At 73.3% G+C, this 19,872-nt stretch carries 17 protein-coding genes and 1 pseudogene; 7 read left to right on the top strand and 11 right to left on the bottom strand.

Annotated elements, in window-relative coordinates; translation table 11 throughout:
• Nucleotides 1-1,166 (top strand): annotated as a pseudogene (locus B0E53_RS17545) (chromosome partitioning protein); the annotation flags it as partial.
• Nucleotides 1,167-1,216: 50 nt separating this feature from the next.
• Here B0E53_RS17545 and B0E53_RS17540 read toward each other — a convergent pair.
• Nucleotides 1,217-1,645, bottom strand: a complete 429-nt coding sequence (locus B0E53_RS17540; RefSeq protein ID WP_107077059.1) for a DUF3151 domain-containing protein — start codon at nt 1,643-1,645, stop codon at nt 1,217-1,219.
• A gap of 262 nt (nt 1,646-1,907) precedes the next feature.
• On the opposite strand from B0E53_RS17540, the gene B0E53_RS17535 reads away from it, so the two are divergent.
• Entirely contained in the window at nt 1,908-3,119 is a 1,212-nt protein-coding gene (locus B0E53_RS17535) for a hypothetical protein (protein WP_107077058.1), read from the top strand.
• Between the two features lie 53 nt (nt 3,120-3,172).
• On the opposite strand, the gene fbaA is transcribed toward B0E53_RS17535, so the two are convergent.
• Together fbaA and B0E53_RS17520 are read right to left on the bottom strand one after the other, a co-directional pair.
• Entirely contained in the window at nt 3,173-4,195 is a 1,023-nt protein-coding gene (gene fbaA, locus B0E53_RS17530; protein ID WP_107077057.1) for a class II fructose-bisphosphate aldolase, read from the bottom strand.
• A 131-nt stretch (nt 4,196-4,326) separates the two neighbouring features.
• The gene (locus B0E53_RS17520) at nt 4,327-4,710 is read right to left on the bottom strand and encodes a phage holin family protein (protein WP_107077055.1); all 384 of its coding nucleotides are present in this window, start codon (nt 4,708-4,710) and stop codon (nt 4,327-4,329) included.
• A gap of 138 nt (nt 4,711-4,848) precedes the next feature.
• Between B0E53_RS17520 and B0E53_RS17515 the strand changes: the two genes are divergently transcribed.
• Nucleotides 4,849-5,061, top strand: a complete 213-nt coding sequence (locus tag B0E53_RS17515; RefSeq protein WP_107077054.1) for a hypothetical protein — start codon at nt 4,849-4,851, stop codon at nt 5,059-5,061.
• Nucleotides 5,062-5,094: 33 nt separating this feature from the next.
• On the opposite strand, the gene B0E53_RS17510 is transcribed toward B0E53_RS17515, so the two are convergent.
• Together B0E53_RS17510 and B0E53_RS17505 are read right to left on the bottom strand one after the other, a co-directional pair.
• Entirely contained in the window at nt 5,095-6,144 is a 1,050-nt protein-coding gene (locus tag B0E53_RS17510; protein ID WP_107077053.1) for an LCP family protein, read from the bottom strand.
• Complete coding sequence (locus B0E53_RS17505; protein ID WP_107077052.1) at nt 6,144-6,626, bottom strand: SigE family RNA polymerase sigma factor; 483 nt, start codon at nt 6,624-6,626, stop codon at nt 6,144-6,146. The genes B0E53_RS17510 and B0E53_RS17505 overlap by 1 nt, the downstream gene beginning before the upstream one ends.
• A 178-nt stretch (nt 6,627-6,804) precedes the next feature.
• Between B0E53_RS17505 and B0E53_RS17500 the strand changes: the two genes are divergently transcribed.
• From B0E53_RS17500 to B0E53_RS17480, 4 genes are all read left to right on the top strand, one after another.
• Nucleotides 6,805-8,376, top strand: a complete 1,572-nt coding sequence (locus tag B0E53_RS17500; protein WP_107077051.1) for an LPXTG cell wall anchor domain-containing protein — start codon at nt 6,805-6,807, stop codon at nt 8,374-8,376.
• A 242-nt stretch (nt 8,377-8,618) separates the two neighbouring features.
• Nucleotides 8,619-10,064 (top strand): 3' terminal RNA ribose 2'-O-methyltransferase Hen1, encoded by a 1,446-nt coding sequence (locus B0E53_RS17490; protein WP_107077049.1) that lies wholly within the window; start codon nt 8,619-8,621, stop codon nt 10,062-10,064.
• A complete protein-coding gene (locus B0E53_RS17485; RefSeq protein WP_107077048.1) occupies nt 10,061-12,577 on the top strand; it encodes a polynucleotide kinase-phosphatase in 2,517 nt (838 codons plus the stop codon). The genes B0E53_RS17490 and B0E53_RS17485 overlap by 4 nt, the downstream gene beginning before the upstream one ends.
• Before the next feature lie 22 nt (nt 12,578-12,599).
• Nucleotides 12,600-13,439, top strand: coding sequence for a DedA family protein (locus tag B0E53_RS17480; protein ID WP_107077047.1), 840 nt, complete (start codon nt 12,600-12,602; stop codon nt 13,437-13,439).
• Nucleotides 13,440-13,676: 237 nt separating this feature from the next.
• On the opposite strand, the gene B0E53_RS17475 is transcribed toward B0E53_RS17480, so the two are convergent.
• From B0E53_RS17475 to B0E53_RS17445, 6 genes are all read right to left on the bottom strand, one after another.
• Nucleotides 13,677-14,054: a metalloregulator ArsR/SmtB family transcription factor gene (locus B0E53_RS17475; protein WP_007073957.1), complete on the bottom strand. Its 378-nt coding sequence runs from the start codon at nt 14,052-14,054 to the stop codon at nt 13,677-13,679.
• Between the two features lie 57 nt (nt 14,055-14,111).
• Entirely contained in the window at nt 14,112-14,651 is a 540-nt protein-coding gene (gene pyrE / locus B0E53_RS17470) for an orotate phosphoribosyltransferase (protein ID WP_107077060.1), read from the bottom strand.
• A gap of 166 nt (nt 14,652-14,817) precedes the next feature.
• Nucleotides 14,818-15,624: an SDR family oxidoreductase gene (locus B0E53_RS17465; RefSeq protein WP_107077046.1), complete on the bottom strand. Its 807-nt coding sequence runs from the start codon at nt 15,622-15,624 to the stop codon at nt 14,818-14,820.
• A 778-nt stretch (nt 15,625-16,402) separates the two neighbouring features.
• The gene (locus B0E53_RS17455; protein WP_107077045.1) at nt 16,403-17,143 is read right to left on the bottom strand and encodes a hypothetical protein; all 741 of its coding nucleotides are present in this window, start codon (nt 17,141-17,143) and stop codon (nt 16,403-16,405) included.
• Nucleotides 17,144-17,227: 84 nt separating this feature from the next.
• On the bottom strand, nt 17,228-18,250 hold the full coding sequence (locus B0E53_RS17450; protein ID WP_107077044.1) for a hypothetical protein: 1,023 nt from the start codon (nt 18,248-18,250) through the stop codon (nt 17,228-17,230).
• A 10-nt stretch (nt 18,251-18,260) separates the two neighbouring features.
• Entirely contained in the window at nt 18,261-19,829 is a 1,569-nt protein-coding gene (locus tag B0E53_RS17445) for a polyamine aminopropyltransferase (RefSeq protein ID WP_107077043.1), read from the bottom strand.
• Between the last annotated feature and the right edge of the window lie 43 nt (nt 19,830-19,872).

Genomic DNA, 19,872 nt, shown 5'->3' with positions numbered 1-19,872 from the left:
CGGCGCCGGGACCGTCCGGCTACGGGCCACCCACGCCGGCGCCGCAGGCCGGGCCACCAGCGCCGGGGCCGCAGGCCGGGGCGGCGGGGTGGTACCCGCCGGCCTGGCCGCAGCAGGCGGCCCCGCCCCCGCAGCCGGGCGCACCGCAGCAGCCGCCCGCACCACAGGCGCAGCCCGCACCGCCGCAGCAGCCGGGGCCGGCCGCGTACCCGGAGCAGGTCTGGACGCCGGCGAGCGGTGCCCCGCCGACGGCGGAGGACTTCGCGCGGCGACGGCAGGTTCGGCCGGTCGACCCGGTCGCCACCATGGGCGTCCGGGCGGTGGTCAACAAGATCGGGCTGGTCCGGCTCGCCCCGGGGCGGCAGGAGCAGGAGATGCGGCGCGACATCGAGATGGTGCGCCGCAACTTCGGCGGGCTGCGCCAGGTGACCGTGGTCAATCCGAAGGGTGGCGCCGGCAAGACGGTCGCCATCCTGCTGCTCGCCATGACCTTCGGCCAGAAGCGCGGCGGTTACGTGCTGGCCTGGGACAACAACGAGACCCAGGGCACCCTCGGGATGCGCGCCCAGCAGGACTTCCACTCCCGCACGGTCCGGGACATGCTGCGCGACCTGGCCCAGTTCCAGGGGCCGCACGGCCGGGTCGGCGACCTGTCGCAGTACGTCCGCTCGCAGGGCGAGGGGATGTTCGACGTGCTCGCCTCGGACGAGTCGGCGACCGGCGGCGAGATGCTGACCGCCGCGGCGTTCGCCGAGATCCGCGAGGTGGTCAGCCGCTTCTACAAACTGATCTTCGTGGACACCGGGAACAACGTCCGGGCGCAGAACTGGCAGGCCGCGATGGACGCCACCGACCAGCTGGTGGTCACCATGTCGGCGCGGAACGACTCGGCCGAGACCGCCGCCCGGATGCTCGACCACCTGGAGCAGAGCGGCCGGCAGCGGCTGGTCCGGCAGGCGGTGACGGTGGTGTCGATGCCGCCGTCCCGCAAGGAGATCGACCTGCCGGCCATCCAGGAGCACTTCGCCGCCCGGACCCGGGCGGTGCTGCTGGCGCCGTACGAGCGGCTCATCGACACCGGCGAGCCGATCCGGTACGGCCAGCTCTCCTCGGCCACCCGGGACGCCTGGTTGAAGATCGCCGCCTCGGTGGCGGAGGGGCTGTAGCAGACAGGCGCGACGGCCGGCTCCTCGCGGGGAACCGGCCGTCGCGTCGCTCAGTGGCTGGCCAGGGCGTCCCCGGCGGCCGGATCGCAGTCGCGGAGGAACTGGGCGCAGCGCGCCGCCTCGTCCGCCTCGCCGATCTCGCCGGCCGCCCGGGAGAGCACGTAGAGGCAGCGGAGGAAGCCCCGGTTGGGCCGGTGCGACCAGGGCACCGGGCCGTGGCCCTTCCAGCCGCTGCGGCGGAGCTGGTCGAGGCCCCGGTGGTAGCCGGTGCGGGCGTACGCGTACGCCGGGATGACCTGGCCCGCGTCGAGCGCCCGGGTGGCCAGCGCCGCCCAGCCCGCGCTGTAGGTCGGGAAGCGGGCGGCGACCTCGGCGTACGCCTCGTCGGTGTCCTGCTCGGCGGCGGCCGCCAGCGCGGCGTCGGCCTCCTCGTGTACGGGGAGCAGGGTGGCCGGTGGCTCAGGCAACAGGTTCTGCATCGCCCCATTCAACCCGCTTCGCCCAGGGGTACGCGAGGGGGGTCCGGCGAGCCGGTCGGCTGAACGGCTGAGGGTTTCGTCACGCCTGCGGTGCCCGCCCACGTACCCGCGGCCCATGCCGCGGCGCGACTTTTTCCACTACAACTACAGATCCGGAGCCTCCCCAGGACCCGGTTACGCAGGAGCCCGGTGGCCTGGCCGCCGGGCTCCTGTCCGTGCCGCCCGCGTTTGCCGGCTTGCCGCCGCGGGGCAGGATGATCTGGTGCCGACCCCACCACCCGCGGACGTCATCGAGCCGCACGCCAACCCCGATGAGATCGAGACCCGGACCGCGTTCGACCGGCGGCTGGCCGAGGGGAGCCTCGCCGGCCTGACCGTGCAGGGCCTCCGCCTCGACCTGGACCCGGTCCCCGACCTGCGCGGCGTCGAGGTCGCCGGCACCCTCTTCGTGGGCTGCCGGTTCGCCGACCGCGAGGTCGGCGCGGACCTGGTCCGGCGGGGCGCGAACGTCGTCCCGCCCTTCTCCGGGCTGCCCTACCCGACCCAGCCGTCCCACCTCTACACCGCCGACGACCTGGCCGCCGGCTTCGCCGAGGGCGGCTTCGAAGGGATGTACGACACCCGGGTGTACGCGCACTTCCGGGCGCACGGCGGCGCCCTGCCCGACGTGCGCGAGGCGCTCGGCCAGCGGCTGCACGACCACGGGGTGGACAACGCCCTGGCCGACGCCACCCGGGCCTGGCTGGCCGTGCACGGGCCGCAGTCCGTGGTGGGTGTGATGGGCGGGCACGCGGTGCCGCGCGGCAGCGCCGCGTACCGGATGGCGGCGGTGCTGGGCTGGGAGTTGGCGCGGGCCGACCGCCTGGTGGTGACCGGCGGTGGTCCCGGCGTGATGGAGGCGGCTAACCTGGGGGCGTTCCTCGCGGCCTGGCCGGCGGAGGAGCTGACCGCGGCGATCGACCTGCTGGCCACCGCGCCCGACTTCACCGACCACGACCGCTACACCGAGGCGGCGCTGCGGGTCCGGGAGCGCTACGCGGCCGGGCCGGCCCTGCCCACGCCCCGCCCGGCGGCGGCCGGCACCGAGTGGGCCCGCTCGGGCGGCCTGGCCATCCCCACCTGGCTGTACGGGCACGAGCCGGCGAACCTGTTCGCGGGGCGGATCGCCAAGTACTTCTCCAACGCCATCCGCGAGGACACCATCCTGCGGCTGGCCCGGGGCGGGATCGTCTTCGCGCCGGGCCGGGCCGGCACGGTGCAGGAGGTGTTCCAGGCGGCCACCAAGACCTACTACGGCACCGACGGGGCGAGTGGCGCGTACGTCTTCCTGGACCGGACCTACTGGACCACCGAGCTGCCCGTGGAGTCGCTGCTGCGGCCTCTCTTCGCGGCCTCCCCGTTCGGCGACCTGTCGGCCACGGTGCATCTCACCGACGACGTCCGCGAGGCGGTACGGGTGCTCACCGCCGGCTGAGACACGCGGAGGCCGGCACCCGATCGGGTGCCGGCCTCCGGTTCACGCGGTGGTCACTTCATGGTGGTGCCGGTGGAGCGCAGGTGCTCGCAGGCCTCCACGACGCGGGCGGCCATGCCGGCCTCGGCGGCCTTGCCCCAGACGCGCGGGTCGTACATCTTCTTGTTGCCGACCTCGCCGTCGACCTTCAGCACGCCGTCGTAGTTGCGGAACATGTGGTCCGCGACCGGCCGGGTGAAGGTGTACTGGGTGTCGGTGTCGATGTTCATCTTCACCACGCCGTAGTCCAGCGCCTCGCGGATCTCGGACAGCAGCGAGCCGGAACCGCCGTGGAAGACCAGGCTGAGCGGCTTCTCCTTGCCGTACTTGGCACCGACCGCCACCTGGATGTGGTGGAGCACCTCCGGGCGGAGCTTCACGTTGCCCGGCTTGTAGACGCCGTGCACGTTGCCGAAGGTCAGCGCCGCCATGTAGCGGCCCTTCTCGCCGAGGCCGAGCGCGTCGACCATGGCCAGACCGTCCTCGACGGTGGTGTAGAGCTTCTCGTTGATGGCGTTTTCGACGCCGTCCTCCTCGCCGCCCACGACGCCGACCTCGATCTCAAGGACGATCTTGCCCTTGGCGGCCTCGGTGAGCAGCTGCTCGGCGATCTCCAGGTTCTCCGCCACCGGCACGGCCGAGCCGTCCCACATGTGCGACTGGAAGAGCGGCTCCTGGCCGTTCTTCACCCGCTCCTGCGAGATGGCCATCAGCGGCCGGACGAACTTGTCCAGCTTGTCCTTCGGGCAGTGGTCGGTGTGCAGCGCGATGTTCACCGGGTACTTCTTGGCCACCTCGTGCGCGTACGCGGCGAAGGCCACCGCGCCGGTCACCATGTCCTTCACGGACGGGCCGGACAGGTACTCCGCGCCGCCGGTGGAGACCTGGATGATGCCGTCGCTCTCCGCGTCGGCGAAGCCCTTGAGCGCCGCGTTCAGCGTCTGCGAGGAGGTCACGTTGATCGCGGGGTACGCGTACCGGCCGGCCTTGGCCCGGTCCAGCATCTCCGCGTAAGCCTCGGGGGAAGCGATGGGCATGTCGAACGCTCCTTACTTACCGCTCTCGGCCGTGCAGGCCGCTCTCTTCCTTGGGTGCGCCGGACCGCGCTGTCCACCGCGGGAAGTATCCCGTAGGAGCGCGCGGCGGACACAACCGACCCGGGAACCGCTCATCGTTCCCCCAGGCTGTCCGGCACCACGACGCTGATCAGCCAGCTCACCACCGCCACCACGATGGCGCCCCAGAACGCGGCCCAGAAACCGTTCACGTGGAACGGCAGATCCAGCCCACGGGCGATCCAGTCGGTGAGCAGGAACAGCAGGGCGTTGACCACGAGCGCGAACAGACCGAGCGTGAGCAGGTAGAACACGCATCCGAACACCTTGACGACCGGCTTCAGCACCGCGTTGACCACGCCGAAGATGAGCGCCACCACGACCAGGGTGAACACCGTGTTGAATCCGTTGCGGCCGGTCACCTCCACCCCGGGCACGATCAGCGTGGTGATCCACAGTGCGACCGCGGTGATCGCCAGCCGGATCAGGAAGCCCACGTCACCATCCTGGCACCGGGTGTTCCCCTCGGAGGGGACAATCGCCGACTCCGCCGTTCCGCCCGCCGCCGAGCGCGGACCCGGGTCAGCCCGTACGGTGTGGTGGTGACTGCCCGCACCGAGATCCAGGGAGGGACGATGGGTCAGCCCGAGGAGGACTTCGCCCCGAGCGACCACCTCGCTCCGGAGGAGCGCGACCTGGAGGCGGAGCCGGCCGACGCGGTCGAGCAGGCCGCGGCGGTCACCCCCGAGGAGGGCGACGGCGAGCCGCACCGGGGCCTGGAGGTCGACGACTGGGACGCCATGGAGCAGGCCCGGGTGGTCGCCGCCGACGAAGACGACTACCGCTGAGCACGCGGGCGGGGCCGGTGGCCCGCGCCCGCGTCAGCGCAGGCCGGTGACCTGCTTCGGGTGGGCCGCCGTCCACTCGCCGAGCCGGTCGGCACGCAGCGCGTCGAGGAAACCCGGGGCCAGGGCGGGGTCGAGCCGGAACCCGTACGGCTCCCGGTCCGTGTAACGGACCGGCAGGCCGACCGCGACCGGCTCGACGGTGGCCGCCTTCCCGGCCACGGAGACCAGCGTCAGCAGGGACGTCTCCCCGGTGTCGGTCACCAGGCCCGAGCCGACCTGTGTGATCAGGCGGTTGAGCAGCACCGGGTTGGTCAGCACCCCCTGCTCACGGATCTGCGTGAGCAGTCCGGCCGCGTACCGGCCCGCGTTGCGGTCCCGGTCCAGTCCGGCGTCGGGCAGCCCGTACCGCTGGCGGAGCACGTCCACCGCGGCGGCGCCGTCGAGCCGCTGGCACCCGGCCGGGTAGGTCCGGTGGGTGTGGTGGGAGCGGACCGGGGTCGGCAGGCAGACCGGCACGCCGCCGACCGCGTCGGTGAGCTCGCGGGTCGCCCCGTAGGTGAGCACCGCGCCCGCGTCAATCCGCACGCCGGTCAGCTGGGCGACCACCTGCCGGGTCGCCCGGTATCCGGCGGCCAGATCCTTCCCGGCCGGCCCGGCGCCGAAGGCGAAGGACGCGTTGAGCTTGTCGGTCCCCCGGCCGGGGATCGGCACCAGCAGGTCGCGAGGGAGGGAGACCAGGTAGAGGCGGCTGCGGTCCGCCGGGACGTGCACCAGAAGCACGGAGTCGGCGCGCCGGCCCGCGCCGGCCTGGTCCAGGCCGAGGAGCAGCACGTTCAGCGCCCCGGTGGGCGGCGGCGAGGGCGTGGCCAGCAGGTTCGCGGTCTCCGGCGGGCGCGGCGCGATCGCGGTGAAGCCGGCCAGCGCGGCGGCGACCACGGCCAGCGCCGTACCCGCGAGCCGGAGCCGCAGCCGGCGACGCCGGCGGCGGACCACGGCCCGGTCGATGGCGGCCCGGACCGGGCCGGTGGGCGGGGTCAAGGCCTCGCGCCGGGCGAAGGCGGCCCGCAGGTCGTCCTCGATCATCAGCAGACCTCCACGTACTCGGCTCGGAGGGTGGCCAGGGCCCGGGAGATGCACGAGCGCACGGTGCCGACGGCGCAGCCGAGGATCTCCGCGATCTCCGCGTCGGGCAGGTCCTCGTAGTAGCGCAGCACGAGCGTGGCCCGCTGCCGCCGGGGCAGCCGGGACAGCCACGACCAGATCTGGTCGCGGTCCACCGCGGACTGCGCGTGGTCGCTCGGCGCCGGCACCGCCTCGTCCGGTTCGCCGCGCAGCAGCACCCGGCGCGCCCAGGAGCCCCGCCGCCAGTCGATGAACTGGTTGGTGAGCATCCGGCGCACATACCGCTCGGGGACGTCGCTGCGGGCGACCCGGCGCCAGTTGAGCTGGACCCGGACCATGGTCTCCTGCACCAGGTCCTGGGCCTGGTGCGGATCGCCGGTCAGCATGACCGCGTACCGTAGCAGGGCGCTCAACCGCGCGTCGGCGAACTCCTCGTACGTCATTGCACCTCCCGGTGTCCCGCCCTGTTGACGGGCACAGGCCGGCGGAACATTGCACCAACGTTGATCAGCCGTTCGGTCAATATCTGCCGGTGACGGCGTCCCGGGACAGCGGGGTGACTTAAGGGTTCTTTAAGCTCCACGGGCTCCACCTGATCATTTACGGGAGGAACCCCCAACCATGCTTTCCCACTCCACCCGGCGCTGGCTCGCCGGGTTGGGCGTCGCAGGCGCGTTCGTCGCCGCCTCCGCCACCCCCGCCTTCGCCGCGAACCCCACCATCGCCGAGGTGGTGGGGGCCGAGGGCTTCTCGCTGTACGCGAACGACGTCATCGTCGCTCCGGACGGCCCCGAAAAGTGGATCTCGCTCTACTCCCTGGTGGACGAGCCGTTCACCGACTACACCGTCAAGGTGGACCGCAGTGCGGTCGACGGCTTCGCCGAGGTGCAGAAGCCGGAGGGACCGGGCTCCTGCACCGAGGCCGGGGCCGTCCTGACCTGCACGGTGAAGAACGACGCGGAGCCGGACCTGGACCTGCTCTCCCTCCCGGTGCTGCCGCGGGACGGGGCGAAGGCCGGGCAGGAGGGCCAGCTCCAGTTCACCGTCACCACCCCGAACGCCGGAACGGCCACCTTCCGTTCCACTGTGACGATCGGTGAGGGCGTCGACCTGACGTCCGAGCCCTTCGTCAACCTGACCGGCACCCCGGGCAGCACCGTGCCGGCGCCCCTGTCCGTGGGTAACCAGGGCAAGACCGATGCCGAGGACGCGGTGCTGTTCTTCTTCGGCTCGTACGCTCTCGCACCGGCCAAGCGGTACGAGAACTGCGAGTACTTCGAGGACAACTTCGAGGAGTACGCGTACGCCTGCACCCTCGACGCCACCGTGGCGGCGGGCGGCAGCGCGAAACTCGACGACTCCTTCGGCTTCGCCGTCCCCGGGGACGCCTGGGCACCGAACACCGACTACGGCTTCGCGATCTGGATGACCCCCGCGGACTGGCAGGCGTTCCGGTCGCAGGTGCCCGACTTCGGCAAGAGCGCGAAGGGCGACGAGGGGGTCCTGAAGCTCACCCCCACCGCTCCCTCGCGGGCCCTGGCCCGCGCGATGCAGCAGACGGACGTCGACCCGACCAACAACGAGACCATGATCCAGCTGGCGGTCAAGGGCAACCAGAAGGCCGATGTCGCGGCCAACGGCGCCACCCTGGACGCCGAGGTCGGTGCCACCGTCCCGGTGACGGTCGGCTTCACCAACAACGGCCCGGCGGCGATCAACGCCGGCGGCGAGGACGGCATCTACACCCTGGCGCTGGTCACCCTGCCCAAGGGCACCACCGCCGTAAAGGCGCCGGAGCAGTGCGCCGACGCCGAGGGCGAGTTCGGCCCGGACTCCGGCAAGGCGGGCGCGGCCGTCTACGCGTGCTTCGTGCCGGGCGTGGTGGGCAGCGGCAAGAAGGCCGAGTTCCCGTTCTCGCTCCGCGTCGACCAGCCCGGCACCCTCGCCGGCAAGGTCGAGCTGTTCCACGGTGGCCCGGACGAAACCAACCGCAAGGACCTGAACCCCGCCAACGACACTGCGAAGATCCTGGTGAAGGCCTCGGGTGACGGTGGTCAGGGTGGCGGCGGCGGCACGCTGCCGATCACCGGTTCCTCCACCGGCCTGATCGCCGGCATCGGCGCGCTCCTGCTCGCGGCCGGCGCGGCCGGCTACGTGGTGTCCCGCCGCCGCAAGACCCGCTTCGTCGCCTGATTAAGCACCAGCGGAACCAAGGTGCCCCGCCGACCACCCGGTCGGCGGGGCATCGCCATATCCGGGCCACCAGTAAGACCCACCAAGCCGGCCCGGACGACGGCCGCCCACGTCAAGTTTCCGGGGAGCCCGACCCGCGCAGGGATCAAGCCTGACCGCCCGGAGCGGGTCGGGCTCCCCGGAAACCCCACCGCAACCACGACCAGACAAAACGAATCGACACCCCTGAGAGCATCAGAACCGTGCTGCTGACCCTGACCACGACTCACCGCCCCGCCACCGACCTCGGCCACCTCCTTGTCAAGCACCCGGACCGCGTGCAGAGCTTCGACCTGCCCGCCGGCACCGCGCACGTGCTCTACCCCGAGGCGGACGAGGCGCGGTGCACGGCGGCGCTGCTGGTCGAGGTCGACCCGCTCAAGCTGGGCGGCGGCCGGGGCCGCCGGCAGGCGACCACGCCGGACAGCTTCACCCTCGGGCAGTACGTCAACGACCGCGCGTACGCGGCGTCCAGCCTGCTCTCCTCGGCGCTGGCCAAGGTGTTCCGCTCGGCCCTGCGCGGCGAGTCGCGGGACCGTCCGGAACTGGCGGCCGCCGCCATTCCGCTGGAGGTGCGGGTGCCGGTGCTGCGCTGCCGGGGCGGCGCCGAGCTGGCCGTACGGGTGTTCGCCCCGCTCGGCTGGACCGTGACGGCCACCCCGATCCCGCTCGACGAGGCGTACCCGGAGTGGGGCGACAGCCGCTACGTCGACCTGACGCTGACCGGGACACTGCGCGTCGCCGACGCGCTCAACCACCTCTACGTGCTGCTGCCGGTGCTGGACGACGCCAAGCACTACTGGGTGGCCCCGGACGAGGTGGACAAGCTGCTCCGGGCCGGTGCCGGCTGGCTGGCCGACCACCCGGAGCGGGGCCTGGTCACCCGCCGCTACCTGGCGCACCGGCGTGCCCTCGCCGGGGAGGCGCTGGCCCGCCTGGCCGAGCTGCGCCTCACCGACGAGCCGTCCGCCGACGACAGCGTGGAGACCGAGCAGCCCGCCGAGGCGCCCCGGGCCTCGCTGGCCGTACGCCGGCGCGAGGCGGTGCTGGCCGCGCTGCGCGACAGCGGGGCGTCCCGCGTGCTGGACCTGGGCTGCGGGGGCGGCGCGCTGCTCACCGCGCTGGTGGCCGACCGGCGGTTCACCGAGGTCGTCGGCACCGACGTGTCCAGCCAGGTGCTCGCCCTGGCCGCCCGGCGGCTGCGGCTGGACCGGCTGCCGGAGCGGCAGCGGGACCGGATCCGGCTCTGGCAGTCGGCGCTGACCTACCGGGACGACCGGCTGCGTGGCTACGGCGCGGCGGTGCTGATGGAGGTGGTCGAGCATCTCGACCCGCCTCGACTGCCGGCGCTGGAGGACGCCGTGTTCGGCCACGCCCGGCCCGGCACGGTCGTGGTGACCACGCCGAACGTGGAGTACAACGTCCGCTACGAAGGGCTCGGGCCCGGCCGGTTCCGGCACGCCGACCACCGTTTCGAGTGGACCCGGCCCGAGTTCGCGGCCTGGGTCGAGCGGGTGGCGGCGACCCACGGCTACACGTCCACAATCGGCGGGATCGGCGACGAGGACCCCGAGTTGGGCGCCCCGACCCAGATGGCGGTGCTGACCTGCACCGACCAGACGACCCGGAAGGAGGAGACGACCCGATGACCGTCCTGGACATTCCCGAGCTCGCCCTGGTGGCGCTGGTGGGCGTCTCCGGCTCCGGCAAGTCGACGTTCGCCGGCCGGCACTTCCGGCCGAGCCAGGTGCTCTCCTCGGACACGTTCCGCGGCATGGTGGCCGACGACGAGAACGACCAGTCCGCCTCCGGCGACGCGTTCGACGCACTGCACCACGTGGCCGGGATCCGGCTGCGCCGGGGCCGGCTCACCGTGGTCGACGCGACCAACCTCCAGCCGCACGCCCGGGCCGGGCTGATCAAGGTGGCGCGGGAGCACGACGTGCTGCCGGTGGCGGTCGTGCTGGATGTGCCGGAGGCGGTGGCCTGGGAGCGTACGCGGGCCCGGGCCGACCGGACGCACGGCCGGCAGGTGCTCGCCCGGATGCAGCGGGACCTGCGGCAGTCCTACGGGCGGCTGGCCCGGGAGGGCTTCCGCAAGGTGCACGTGCTGCGCGGCGTCGAGGAGATCGAGGCCGCCGAGATCCGCTACGAGAATCTGTTCAACGACCGGCGCGAGCTGACCGGGCCGTTCGACGTCGTCGGCGACGTGCACGGCTGCCGCGAGGAGCTGGAGGCGCTGCTGCTCCGGCTGGGCTGGTCACTGCGCCGCGACGACGCGGGTCGCCCGGTGGACGCGGTGCACCCGTCGGGGCGTACCGCGGTCTTCGTCGGTGACCTGGTGGACCGCGGCCCGGACTCCCCCGGGGTGCTGCGCCTGGTCATGGGCATGGTGGCGGCCGGCCACGCGATCTGCGTGCCGGGCAACCACGAGCAGAAGCTGCTGCGCAAGCTGCGCGGCCGCGACGTGCGGCTCACGCACGGCCTGGCCGAGACGATGGCCCAGCTGGCGTCGGAGCCGGCGGAGTTCGTCGCCGAGACGGCGGCCTTCATCGACGGCCTGGTCAGCCACTACGTGCTGGACGGCGGCCGGCTGGTGGTGGCGCACGCCGGCCTCAAGGAGGCGTACCACGGTCGGGCGTCCGGCCGGGTGCGGTCGTTCGCGCTCTACGGGGAGACCACCGGCGAGACCGACGAGTACGGCCTGCCAGTGCGCTATCCGTGGGCGCGCGACTACCGGGGTTCGGCCATGGTCGTCTACGGCCACACCCCGACGCCGGAGCCGGAGTGGGTGAACAACACCATCTGCCTGGACACCGGCTGCGTCTTCGGCGGCAGGCTCACCGCGCTGCGCTACCCCGAGAAGGAGCTGGTCGCCGTCCCGGCGGTCAAGGAGTGGTACGCGCCGGCCCGCCCGCTGGTCGCACCCACGCCGGCCCGGCCGGACACCGTGCTGGACCTGGCCGACGTCACGGGACGGCGGCACCTCACGCACGCGTACGGGACGCTGACCGTGCCGGCCGAGAACGCGGCCGCCGCACTGGAGGTGATGAGCCGGTACGCGCTCGACCCGGACCGGCTGGTCTGGCTGCCGCCGACCATGGCACCCTGCTCGACCTCGACTGTGGAGGGGTTCCTGGAGCACCCGGCGCAGGCGTTCGCCGACTACCGGGCGGCCGGCGTGGACCGGGTGGTCTGCGAGGAGAAGCACATGGGCTCGCGGGCCGTGGTGCTGGTGGAGCGGGAGCCGGGACGATTCGCCGGCGGGGCGGTGCACACCCGCACCGGCCGGCCGTTCTTCGGGCCGCCGCTGGACGGGGAGCTGCTGGCCCGGGTCCGCGCGGCGGTCACCGGGGCCGGCCTCTGGGCCGAGCTGGACACCGACTGGCTGCTCCTCGACTGCGAGCTGCTGCCCTGGTCGGCGAAGGCGGGCGGGCTGATCCGCGAGCAGTACGCCGGGGTCGGCGCGGCCGGCCGGGCGGCCCTGCCGGCGGTGCTCGGCACGCTGGACGCCGCCGCCGCGCGCGGTCTGCCGGTGGGTGAGCTGCGCGGCCGGATGGCCGGCCGGGCGGCCGAGGTGGAGGCGTACTCGGCGGCCTACCGGGCGTACGTCGGGCCCACCGACGGGCTGCGCGGGGTGACGCTGGCGCCGTTCGCCGTGCTGGCCGGGGCCGGAGCGAGCTACGCCGGCCGCGACCACGGCTGGCACCTGGCGCTGGCCGACCGGCTCTGCGCCGCCGACCCGGAGTTCTTCACCCCGACCCGACGGCAGGTGGTCGACCTGGCCGACGAGGCGGCGGTGGCCGCCGCGACCGACTGGTGGCTGTCGCTCACCGCGGCCGGCGGGGAGGGCATGGTGGTCAAGCCGTACGGCGGGCTGGCCGCCCGCTCGCCGAAGGGGTCGCTGCTCCAGCCGGGGATCAAGTGCCGGGGCCGGGAGTACCTGCGGATCATCTACGGTCCCGGGTACACCGGGCCGGGGCAGCTCGCCGCCCTGCGCAAGCGGTCCCTGGGGCGCAAGCGCGGGCTGGCCCTGCACGAGCACGCGCTGGGCCTGGCCGCCCTGGACGCGCTGGCCGAGGACGCCCCGCTCTGGCGCCGCCACGAGCTGGTCTTCGCCATCCTCGCCTGCGAGTCCGAGCCGGTCGACCCACGGCTGTGACCCGTCCGCCCGGTCCGGCGCGGTGCCGGACCGGGTCCGGGTACCCTTTGTGGCCGTGGACACAGCAGAGAAGACCCGGGTGCTCTCCGAGAGCGTGGCCCTGAACCCGCTCGACCCGAAGGACCTCATCCACACCTTCGGGATGATCGGCGTCTGGGCGATCCTCTTCGCCGAGACCGGCCTGCTGGTCGGCTTCTTCTTCCCGGGCGACTCGTTGCTCTTCCTGGCCGGGGTGGCCGCCTCGCCGGTGGCCGACGCGATCTTCGGATCCGGCACCCGGCTCTCGCTGGCCGGCCTGCTGATCGGCGGGCCGCTCTGCGCGATCGCCGGCGCACAGCTCGGGCACTGGCTCGGCGCGCGTTACGGCAAGCGGATGTTCGACCGCCCCAACTCCCGCCTGTTCAAGCGGGAGTACGTGGAGAAGGCCGAGTACTACTTCCAGAAGTTCGGCCCGGCGAAGGCCGTGGTGCTGGCCCGGTTCATCCCGATCGTGCGGACCTTCCTCAACCCGGTGGCCGGGGTGCTCGGCATGCCGGCCCGGCAGTTCCTCCTGTGGAACGTGGTCGGGGCGATCCTCTGGGTGGACGGCATCCTGCTGATCGGCTACCTCCTGGCCGACCAGATCTACAACGCGATCGGCGACAAGATCGACCGGTACATCCTGCCGGTGGTCGCGCTGATCGTGCTGATCTCGGTGCTGCCGATCCTCTTCGAGTTCCTCCGCGACCGGCGGGCGCGCAAGCGCGGCGAGGCGGTCGCGGTGGTCGCCGCGGCCAGCGCGGCGGGTGCCGTGGACGCGGTCCGGGACGCGGTTGAGGGCGACGACGACCAGCACCGGCGCGGCGGGCAGCACCGCCGCTGACCCCGGACACACCGAAGGCCGGCCCCCTCTCGGGGAGCCGGCCTTCGACTACGACCTGTCGACCTGCGGGTGGTACGGATGACGGCAGCCGTCACCTGTGGCCATCCGGGCTCGGCGCGTCTGACGCCGCGCCAGGACCCCGGACAGCCATCCGATGGGTGGCGCCACCCCTGGCACGCCACCCATCGCCGCCGCACTCAACCGAGGCGGCCACCCCGGACTCGGACACGTCCGGATTCAGCGGGCCTTCTTGGTGGCCCGCTTCCGCGGCGGGGTGAGCAGATCCGCGATCGTGGCGATCGCGGTCGGCACCAGCCGGTAGTACGCCCAGACACCGCGCTTCTCCCGCTCCAGCAAGCCGGCCTCGGTGAGGATGCGCAGGTGGTGGCTGACCGTCGGCTGCGAGAGGCCGAGCGGCGCGGTGAGGTCACACACGCACGCCTCCCCCTCGGGAGCCGACTGGATCAGGCTGAGCAGCCGCAGCCGGGCGGGGTCGGCGAGGGCCTTGAGGACCCCCGCGAGCCGCTCGGCGTCGGCACGTTCGATCGGCTCGCCGGCAAGCGGCGAGATCTGAGGCATGGTCATTTCAGCCAACGCAGTTCCCACGTATTCCATCCTTCCACCAGCAGCATCGATCCGCCTGCATATCAGCAGATCCGAATCGGCAAACTTTTACGCCACAAGGCCGAGGTCAGCCAACGTATAGGCCGCCCGATAAGGCAGTCCGGCGGCTCGCACCGCGTCGCCGGCACCTCGATCAACAATAACCGCCACACCCACCACCTCGGCCCCGGCCTCGCGCAATGTCTCGACAGCGGTCAACACGCTGCCGCCCGTGGTCGAGGTGTCCTCGACCGCCAGGACCCGGCGCCCGGCGACCTCCGGGCCCTCGATCCGTCGCTGGAGACCGTGCGCCTTGCCCGCCTTGCGTACCACGAAGGCGTCCAGCGGGCGGTCGGTCCCGGCCGACGCGTGCAGCATCGCCGTGGCCACCGGGTCGGCCCCGAGGGTCAGCCCGCCCACCGCGTCGTACGCCCAGTCGGCGGTGAGGTCGCACATCACCCGACCGATCAACGGCGCCGCCCGGTGATGGAGCGTGACGCGACGCAGATCGACGTACCAGTCCGCCTCCCGACCCGACGAGAGCACCACCCGGCCGTGGACCACAGCCAGGTCAGTGATGAATTTACGCAGGTCGTCGTGGTCCCCCATGGCGATAGAGGGTACTTCGCAAGTCTGGGAGGCGGGCGTGGGGTCCACCCGGTTCAACCCTGCGGGCGACCGACGGGTGGCGATGTCCAACTACGCTGTGCGACCGTCCACCCCGGTCAGCGGACGGGCATCCCGGCGACGGGACACCCGCCGGGCCCGCCCGCGGTCAGTCGCCGGCCCGGCCGACCCGGCCGCGGATGTCCCGGGAGACGCCGCGCAGGAGCCGCCGCGGCGCGTGCCGCAGCCCCGCCACGGCCAGCTTGTACTTCCAGCTCGGCACGCTGACCGCCTTGCCTTTTCGCAGGTCACGCAGCCCTTCGTCGACCACCTCGTCGGTCCGTAGCCACATCCACGCCGGGGTCCGCGACATGTCGATGCCGGCCCGCTCGTGGTAGCCGGTGCGGGTGTAGCCGGGGCAGAGCGCCATCACGCGTACGCCGAGCGGGGCCACCGACTGGCCGATCGATTCACTGAAATTCGTCACCCAGGCCTTGCTGGCCGAGTACGTCGATCCCGGCATGGGGACACCGAAACCCGCAACGGAAGAGACATTTATCACTGCCCCGTGACCTCGCTCGACCATGGGACCAAGGGCCGCGTGGGTCAGCCGCAGCACGGCCAGCACGTTGAGCCGGATCAGCCGGGCCTCGTCCGCGACGGCCGACCGTACGAACGGGGTGTTGAGGCTGATCCCGGCGTTGTTGACGAGCAGCTCCACCGGTGGGTCGGCGGCCAACCGGCCTTCGACCGCGGCGCAGCCGTCGTCGGTGGACAGATCCGCGGCGATGGTCTCGACCCGGTGCCCGTGCCGGCCGGTCAGCTCGGCCGCCAGGGCGTCGAGCCGGCCCGCGTCCCGGGCCACCAGGACGAGGTCCCAGCCGTCGGCGGCGAGCCGGCGGGCGAACGCCTCGCCGATACCCAGGCTGGCACCGGTGATCAGGGCCCGGCGCGGAGCGGAGGGTGCGTCGGTCATGGGCGGTCCTCGGGGGGTGGGGTCGGCCCGGGCGGAGCCGACGGCGGCGGGGTGGGGGGCGCGGCGGGCGGCGGCGGGGCCGACACCGGCCCGGGCGGCGGGGCCCAGGGCGAGGGGTGTCCATAGACCGGCGCGGCGGAGACGGGAGGACCGTAGGTCGGGGCGGCGGGACCGTATCCCGGGGCCGGCGGACCGGCCGCCGGGGTCGAGACCGGCGGCGGACCGTAACCGGGACCGGCTGGGACGGGCCCGGCCGGCGGGCGTCGCCGACCCGGGCCAGCAGGTCGGCGGTGATCCGGTCGTCGGCGCCGAGGCGGAGCGGGGCGGCCCGCTGCCCGACCAGCACGGCCAGGCCGCAGCAGCCGCAGAACAGGCCCAGCCCCGCGACCACCCAGGTGGTCACCCGGGCGCCGGCCCGGCCGGAGAGCAGGCCGAGGGCGAGCCCGGCGAGCAGCAGCGCGACCAGCACGCCGAGCACCGCCGAGAGCACCGTGGAGCCGCGCAGCAGCGAGGCCACCCCGTCGATCTCGCCGCCGCCCGCGCCGGTCCCGCGCGCCGCCTCCCGGAACCGGTCCACCGTGCCCGCCGTGACCAACAGGTTGGCGACCGCGTACGCCACGGCGCCCACCGCCATCAGCAGCAGCAGCGCCGCCGCCGAGACCACCGCGCCGGGCCGGCGGGGTGGGGCCTGCTGGGGGTACGACACGACAGATCCCTCCGGTAGGCGTCGGCTTGCAACCTACTCGGAGGGATCGTCGGCGTCGCTCTTATCCGGGCGTCAACTTCCGGAAGGCGGCTCGCCCTCGCGGCGCTCGCCCGACTCCGGCGACGGACCGGCCTGCCCCGGCTGTCCCGGAGCGGGCTGGCCCGGGTAGCCGGGCGTGGCGGGGTAGCCCGGAGCCTGGGGGTAGCCGGGCTCGGCCGGGTAGGCGGCACCCGGGACCGGCGGCTCCCAGGCCGCCTTGGGCTTGCGGAAGAACTCGTTGGCCTTCGGCAGCGCCAGCAGGATCAGCGCGGCCAGCAGGGCCAGCAGCGACACCAGGCCGAGCAGCAGGGTGACCGGGCCGTACCAGGACGGCAGCGCGTCCTCCAGCCGGCGCTGGATCTCCTGGCCGCTCGGCATGTCGCCGTTGGTGGAGCCGCCGCCGGTGAGCCCGCCGGAGACGCCGTTGAGCAGACCGCCGCCCGTGCAGCAGAGCAGGACGCCGCCCAGCACCCAGGTGGTGATCCGGGAGGCGTTCTTCCCCCGGTTGTTCAGCAGCGCGAGCACGACGAGCCCGACCGCGAGCAGCAGTGTCAGCACGGCGGCGCCGAGGCTGAACGCGTAGGCGATGTCGCCGGCCTGCTCGGCCGACGTGCCGGCGTACGCCTCCTTCAGCACCTTCCGCACCGTGCCGAGGGTGGACAGCGTCACGATCAGGTTCAACACCTGGATGACGGCGACGAGGATGAGCAGCCAACTGGAAACCGTCACCACGCCCGGACGCGCGCGGGGCGGGGTGCCCGGAGCATCGACCATGATTCTCCCTCCCTTGATCAGAGGACCACCGTAACGAAGCCGGGCCAGGTGGGCACGACGCGACAGCCGGGAGCGGTGCGGGATTCAGCGACCGGACGGCTGCCGCCGGCAGAGCCGCCGGTACTCGGCGGTCACCACCGCGAGCAGGAAGAGATCCACGCCGAGCGCGAAGACCGCGCCGAACTGGTTGACCGTGAAGCTGAAGATCTGCCCGAACAGCAGGTCCACGAGGAGAGCGAGCTTGAACAGCCGGAAGGCCCGCGCCTGGTCGCTGGGGAGCAGCAGGGCGCCGCGGATGCTCAACACGGCGGTGATCAGCGCGGAGACCGAGACCCCGAGCACCGCACCCCACTCCTGCTGGTCGGGCAGTTCGCCGGTGATCGCGTCCAGCAGGACCCGCAGCACCACCACGAACGGTTCGCCGACCACGTAGAGCACCACCACCGCCACCACCCAGCGGTGCGTGGTCACCCAGACCGCCGCGCGGCGGGCCCGGAGCAGCCAGGGCTGCCAGAACCGGGGTGCGGGTGGCTCCCGCCGGGGCACCGCGTCCAGCAGCCGGGCCACCGCCGCCTCGACGTCCGGGCCGCAGTCCCGGACCAGCCGCAGCACCGCCGCCCGGCGCCGGGCGGTGAGGCCGGTGGTGAGCCCGCCGACCACGGTGTAGAGGGCGTTCGCCGTGCGCTCCGGCCCGGAGAGCCGGGTCCGGCCGCGCAGCGCCTGGGTGATCACGACCAGCAGCGCGAAGGCGACGTAGATGATGCTGGCGGCCGGGGCGTAGAAGTAGTCGGTGCCGGCGGTGACGAACTTGCCGACCTCGTCGATGAAGAGCCCGAAGCCCATCCCGCCCAGGATCGCGCCCAGGATGCGCGCCGCGCTGCCCAGGAAGACCAGCCCCACCCCGAGGCCCGCGGTCATCAGCAGGCCACCCCAGAGCACGTGCGCGATGTGCAGCCCGCCGCCGCCGAGCCGCGGGTAGCCGGTCGCCTGGAGGTACGCCCGGGTGAGCAGCACCGTCACCACCCCGGACAACACGAACGCCTGAAGGTACGACGGCGCCTCCAGTGCCCGGGGCGGTCGCGACCAACGGGACGGACGGGCGGCCACCCGCCCGACGTTAGTAGCCGCGCCACTCCGCGCGGGCGTACTCCAGCACTCTGGGCTGCAGCAACGTGGAGGCGGGCACGTCCAGCCGGGCGCGGTCGGCGGGGAAGGTGGCCGCCGCGGCGAGCACCGACGGGGTGAGGAAGCGCAGCGGCGGCGCGTCGGCGGGCAGCCCCAGCGCGGGCGGTGTCCCGCCCGGCGCGGCGAGCACGAAGCCCCAGTCGCCGAAGCTCGGCACGTCCACGTGGTACGGCACCGTGGCGAAGCCCGCCTCGCGGATCGACCGCTCGATCGACCAGTACGACCGGGGCGCGAAGTACGGCGAGCCGGACTGCACGACGAGCCGCCCGCCGGGGCCGAGCACCGGCCGGATCAGCGCGTAGAACTCGATCGTGTAGAGCTTGGCGGTGGCCGTCTCGTCCGGGTCGGGCAGGTCGGCGATGACGACGTCGAAGCGTTCCGTGGCGGTCCGCAGCCAGCCGAACGCGTCGACGTTGAGCACCCGTACCCGGGGGTCGGCGAGCGAGTGGTGGTTGAGGTCCCGCAGCTGCGGCTCGGAACGGGCCAGCCGCACCACGGCCGGGTCGAGGTCGACCAGGGTCACCTGGCGCACGTCCGGGTACTTGAGGATCTCCCGCAGCGCCAGCCCGTCCCCGGCGCCGAGCACCAGCACGTTCCCGTGCGGCCCGCGCATCGCCGGGTGGACCAGCGACTCGTGGTAGCGGTACTCGTCGATCGAGCTGAACTGGAGGTCGCCGTTGAGGAACAGCCGCAGGTCGGTGTCGGCGTGGCCGACCTCCCGCACCGACCGGGTCAGCACGATCTCCTGGTAGCGGCTGCGCTCGGCGTGCACCACCGGGTCGCGGTAGAGCTGCTGCCGCGCGGTCACCTCGAAGTCGTGCGCGGTGACCCAGGCGTACCCCAGGCAGAGGGCGACCACGACGGTGCCGGCGCCGAGCCCGACCCGCGCCCGGCGGCCGAGGTCGGCGCGGAAGACCGTGCAGACCAGGGCGAGGCCGGCGACGGCGTTCACCGCGCCCACCACGAGGGCGCCCTTGAGCTGGCCGAAGACCGGCATCAGGAGGAACGGGAAGGCCAGCCCGCCGAGCAGCGCGCCGACGTAGTCGGCGGCGAACAGGTCGGCCACGGCGCTGCCCGCGGACTGCTCGCGGATGCGTTGCAGCAGCACCATGAGCAGCGGGATCTCGGCGCCGATCAGCAGGCCGAGCACGAACGCGGTGCCGACCAGCGCCGGCCCGTAGAGGTCGAGCCAGGCGAACGCGGCGTAGAGGCCGAGCACGGAGAGGCCGCCGAGCAGGGCCAGGGTCAGCTCGATCGCGGCGAACGCGGCCGCCGCCCGGGACTGGAAGGGCTTCGCGACCAGCGCGCCCACGCCCATCGCGAAGACCATCACGCCGAGCACGATCGACGTCTGCCCGACCGTGTCGCCGATCAGGTAGCTGCCGAGCGCGACCAGGGCCAGCTCGTAGACCAGGCCGCAGGCCGCGCAGACGAAGACCGCGAGCAGGACCGCCGCGCGGGCCGGGCGCCACCGCGGCCGCGCGGGCGCGTCGACGGTCACGCCTTCTCCCGGGTACGCCCGGCGGCGCCCGCCCCGGCGCGCT

The sequence above is a fragment of the Micromonospora sp. MH33 genome (genome assembly GCF_003013775.1).
In the GTDB taxonomy this organism is placed as follows: domain Bacteria; phylum Actinomycetota; class Actinomycetes; order Mycobacteriales; family Micromonosporaceae; genus Micromonospora; species Micromonospora fulviviridis.
The sequence above is the reverse complement of the archived record's forward strand: the minus strand, read 5'-3'. Positions and strand labels throughout refer to the sequence as shown.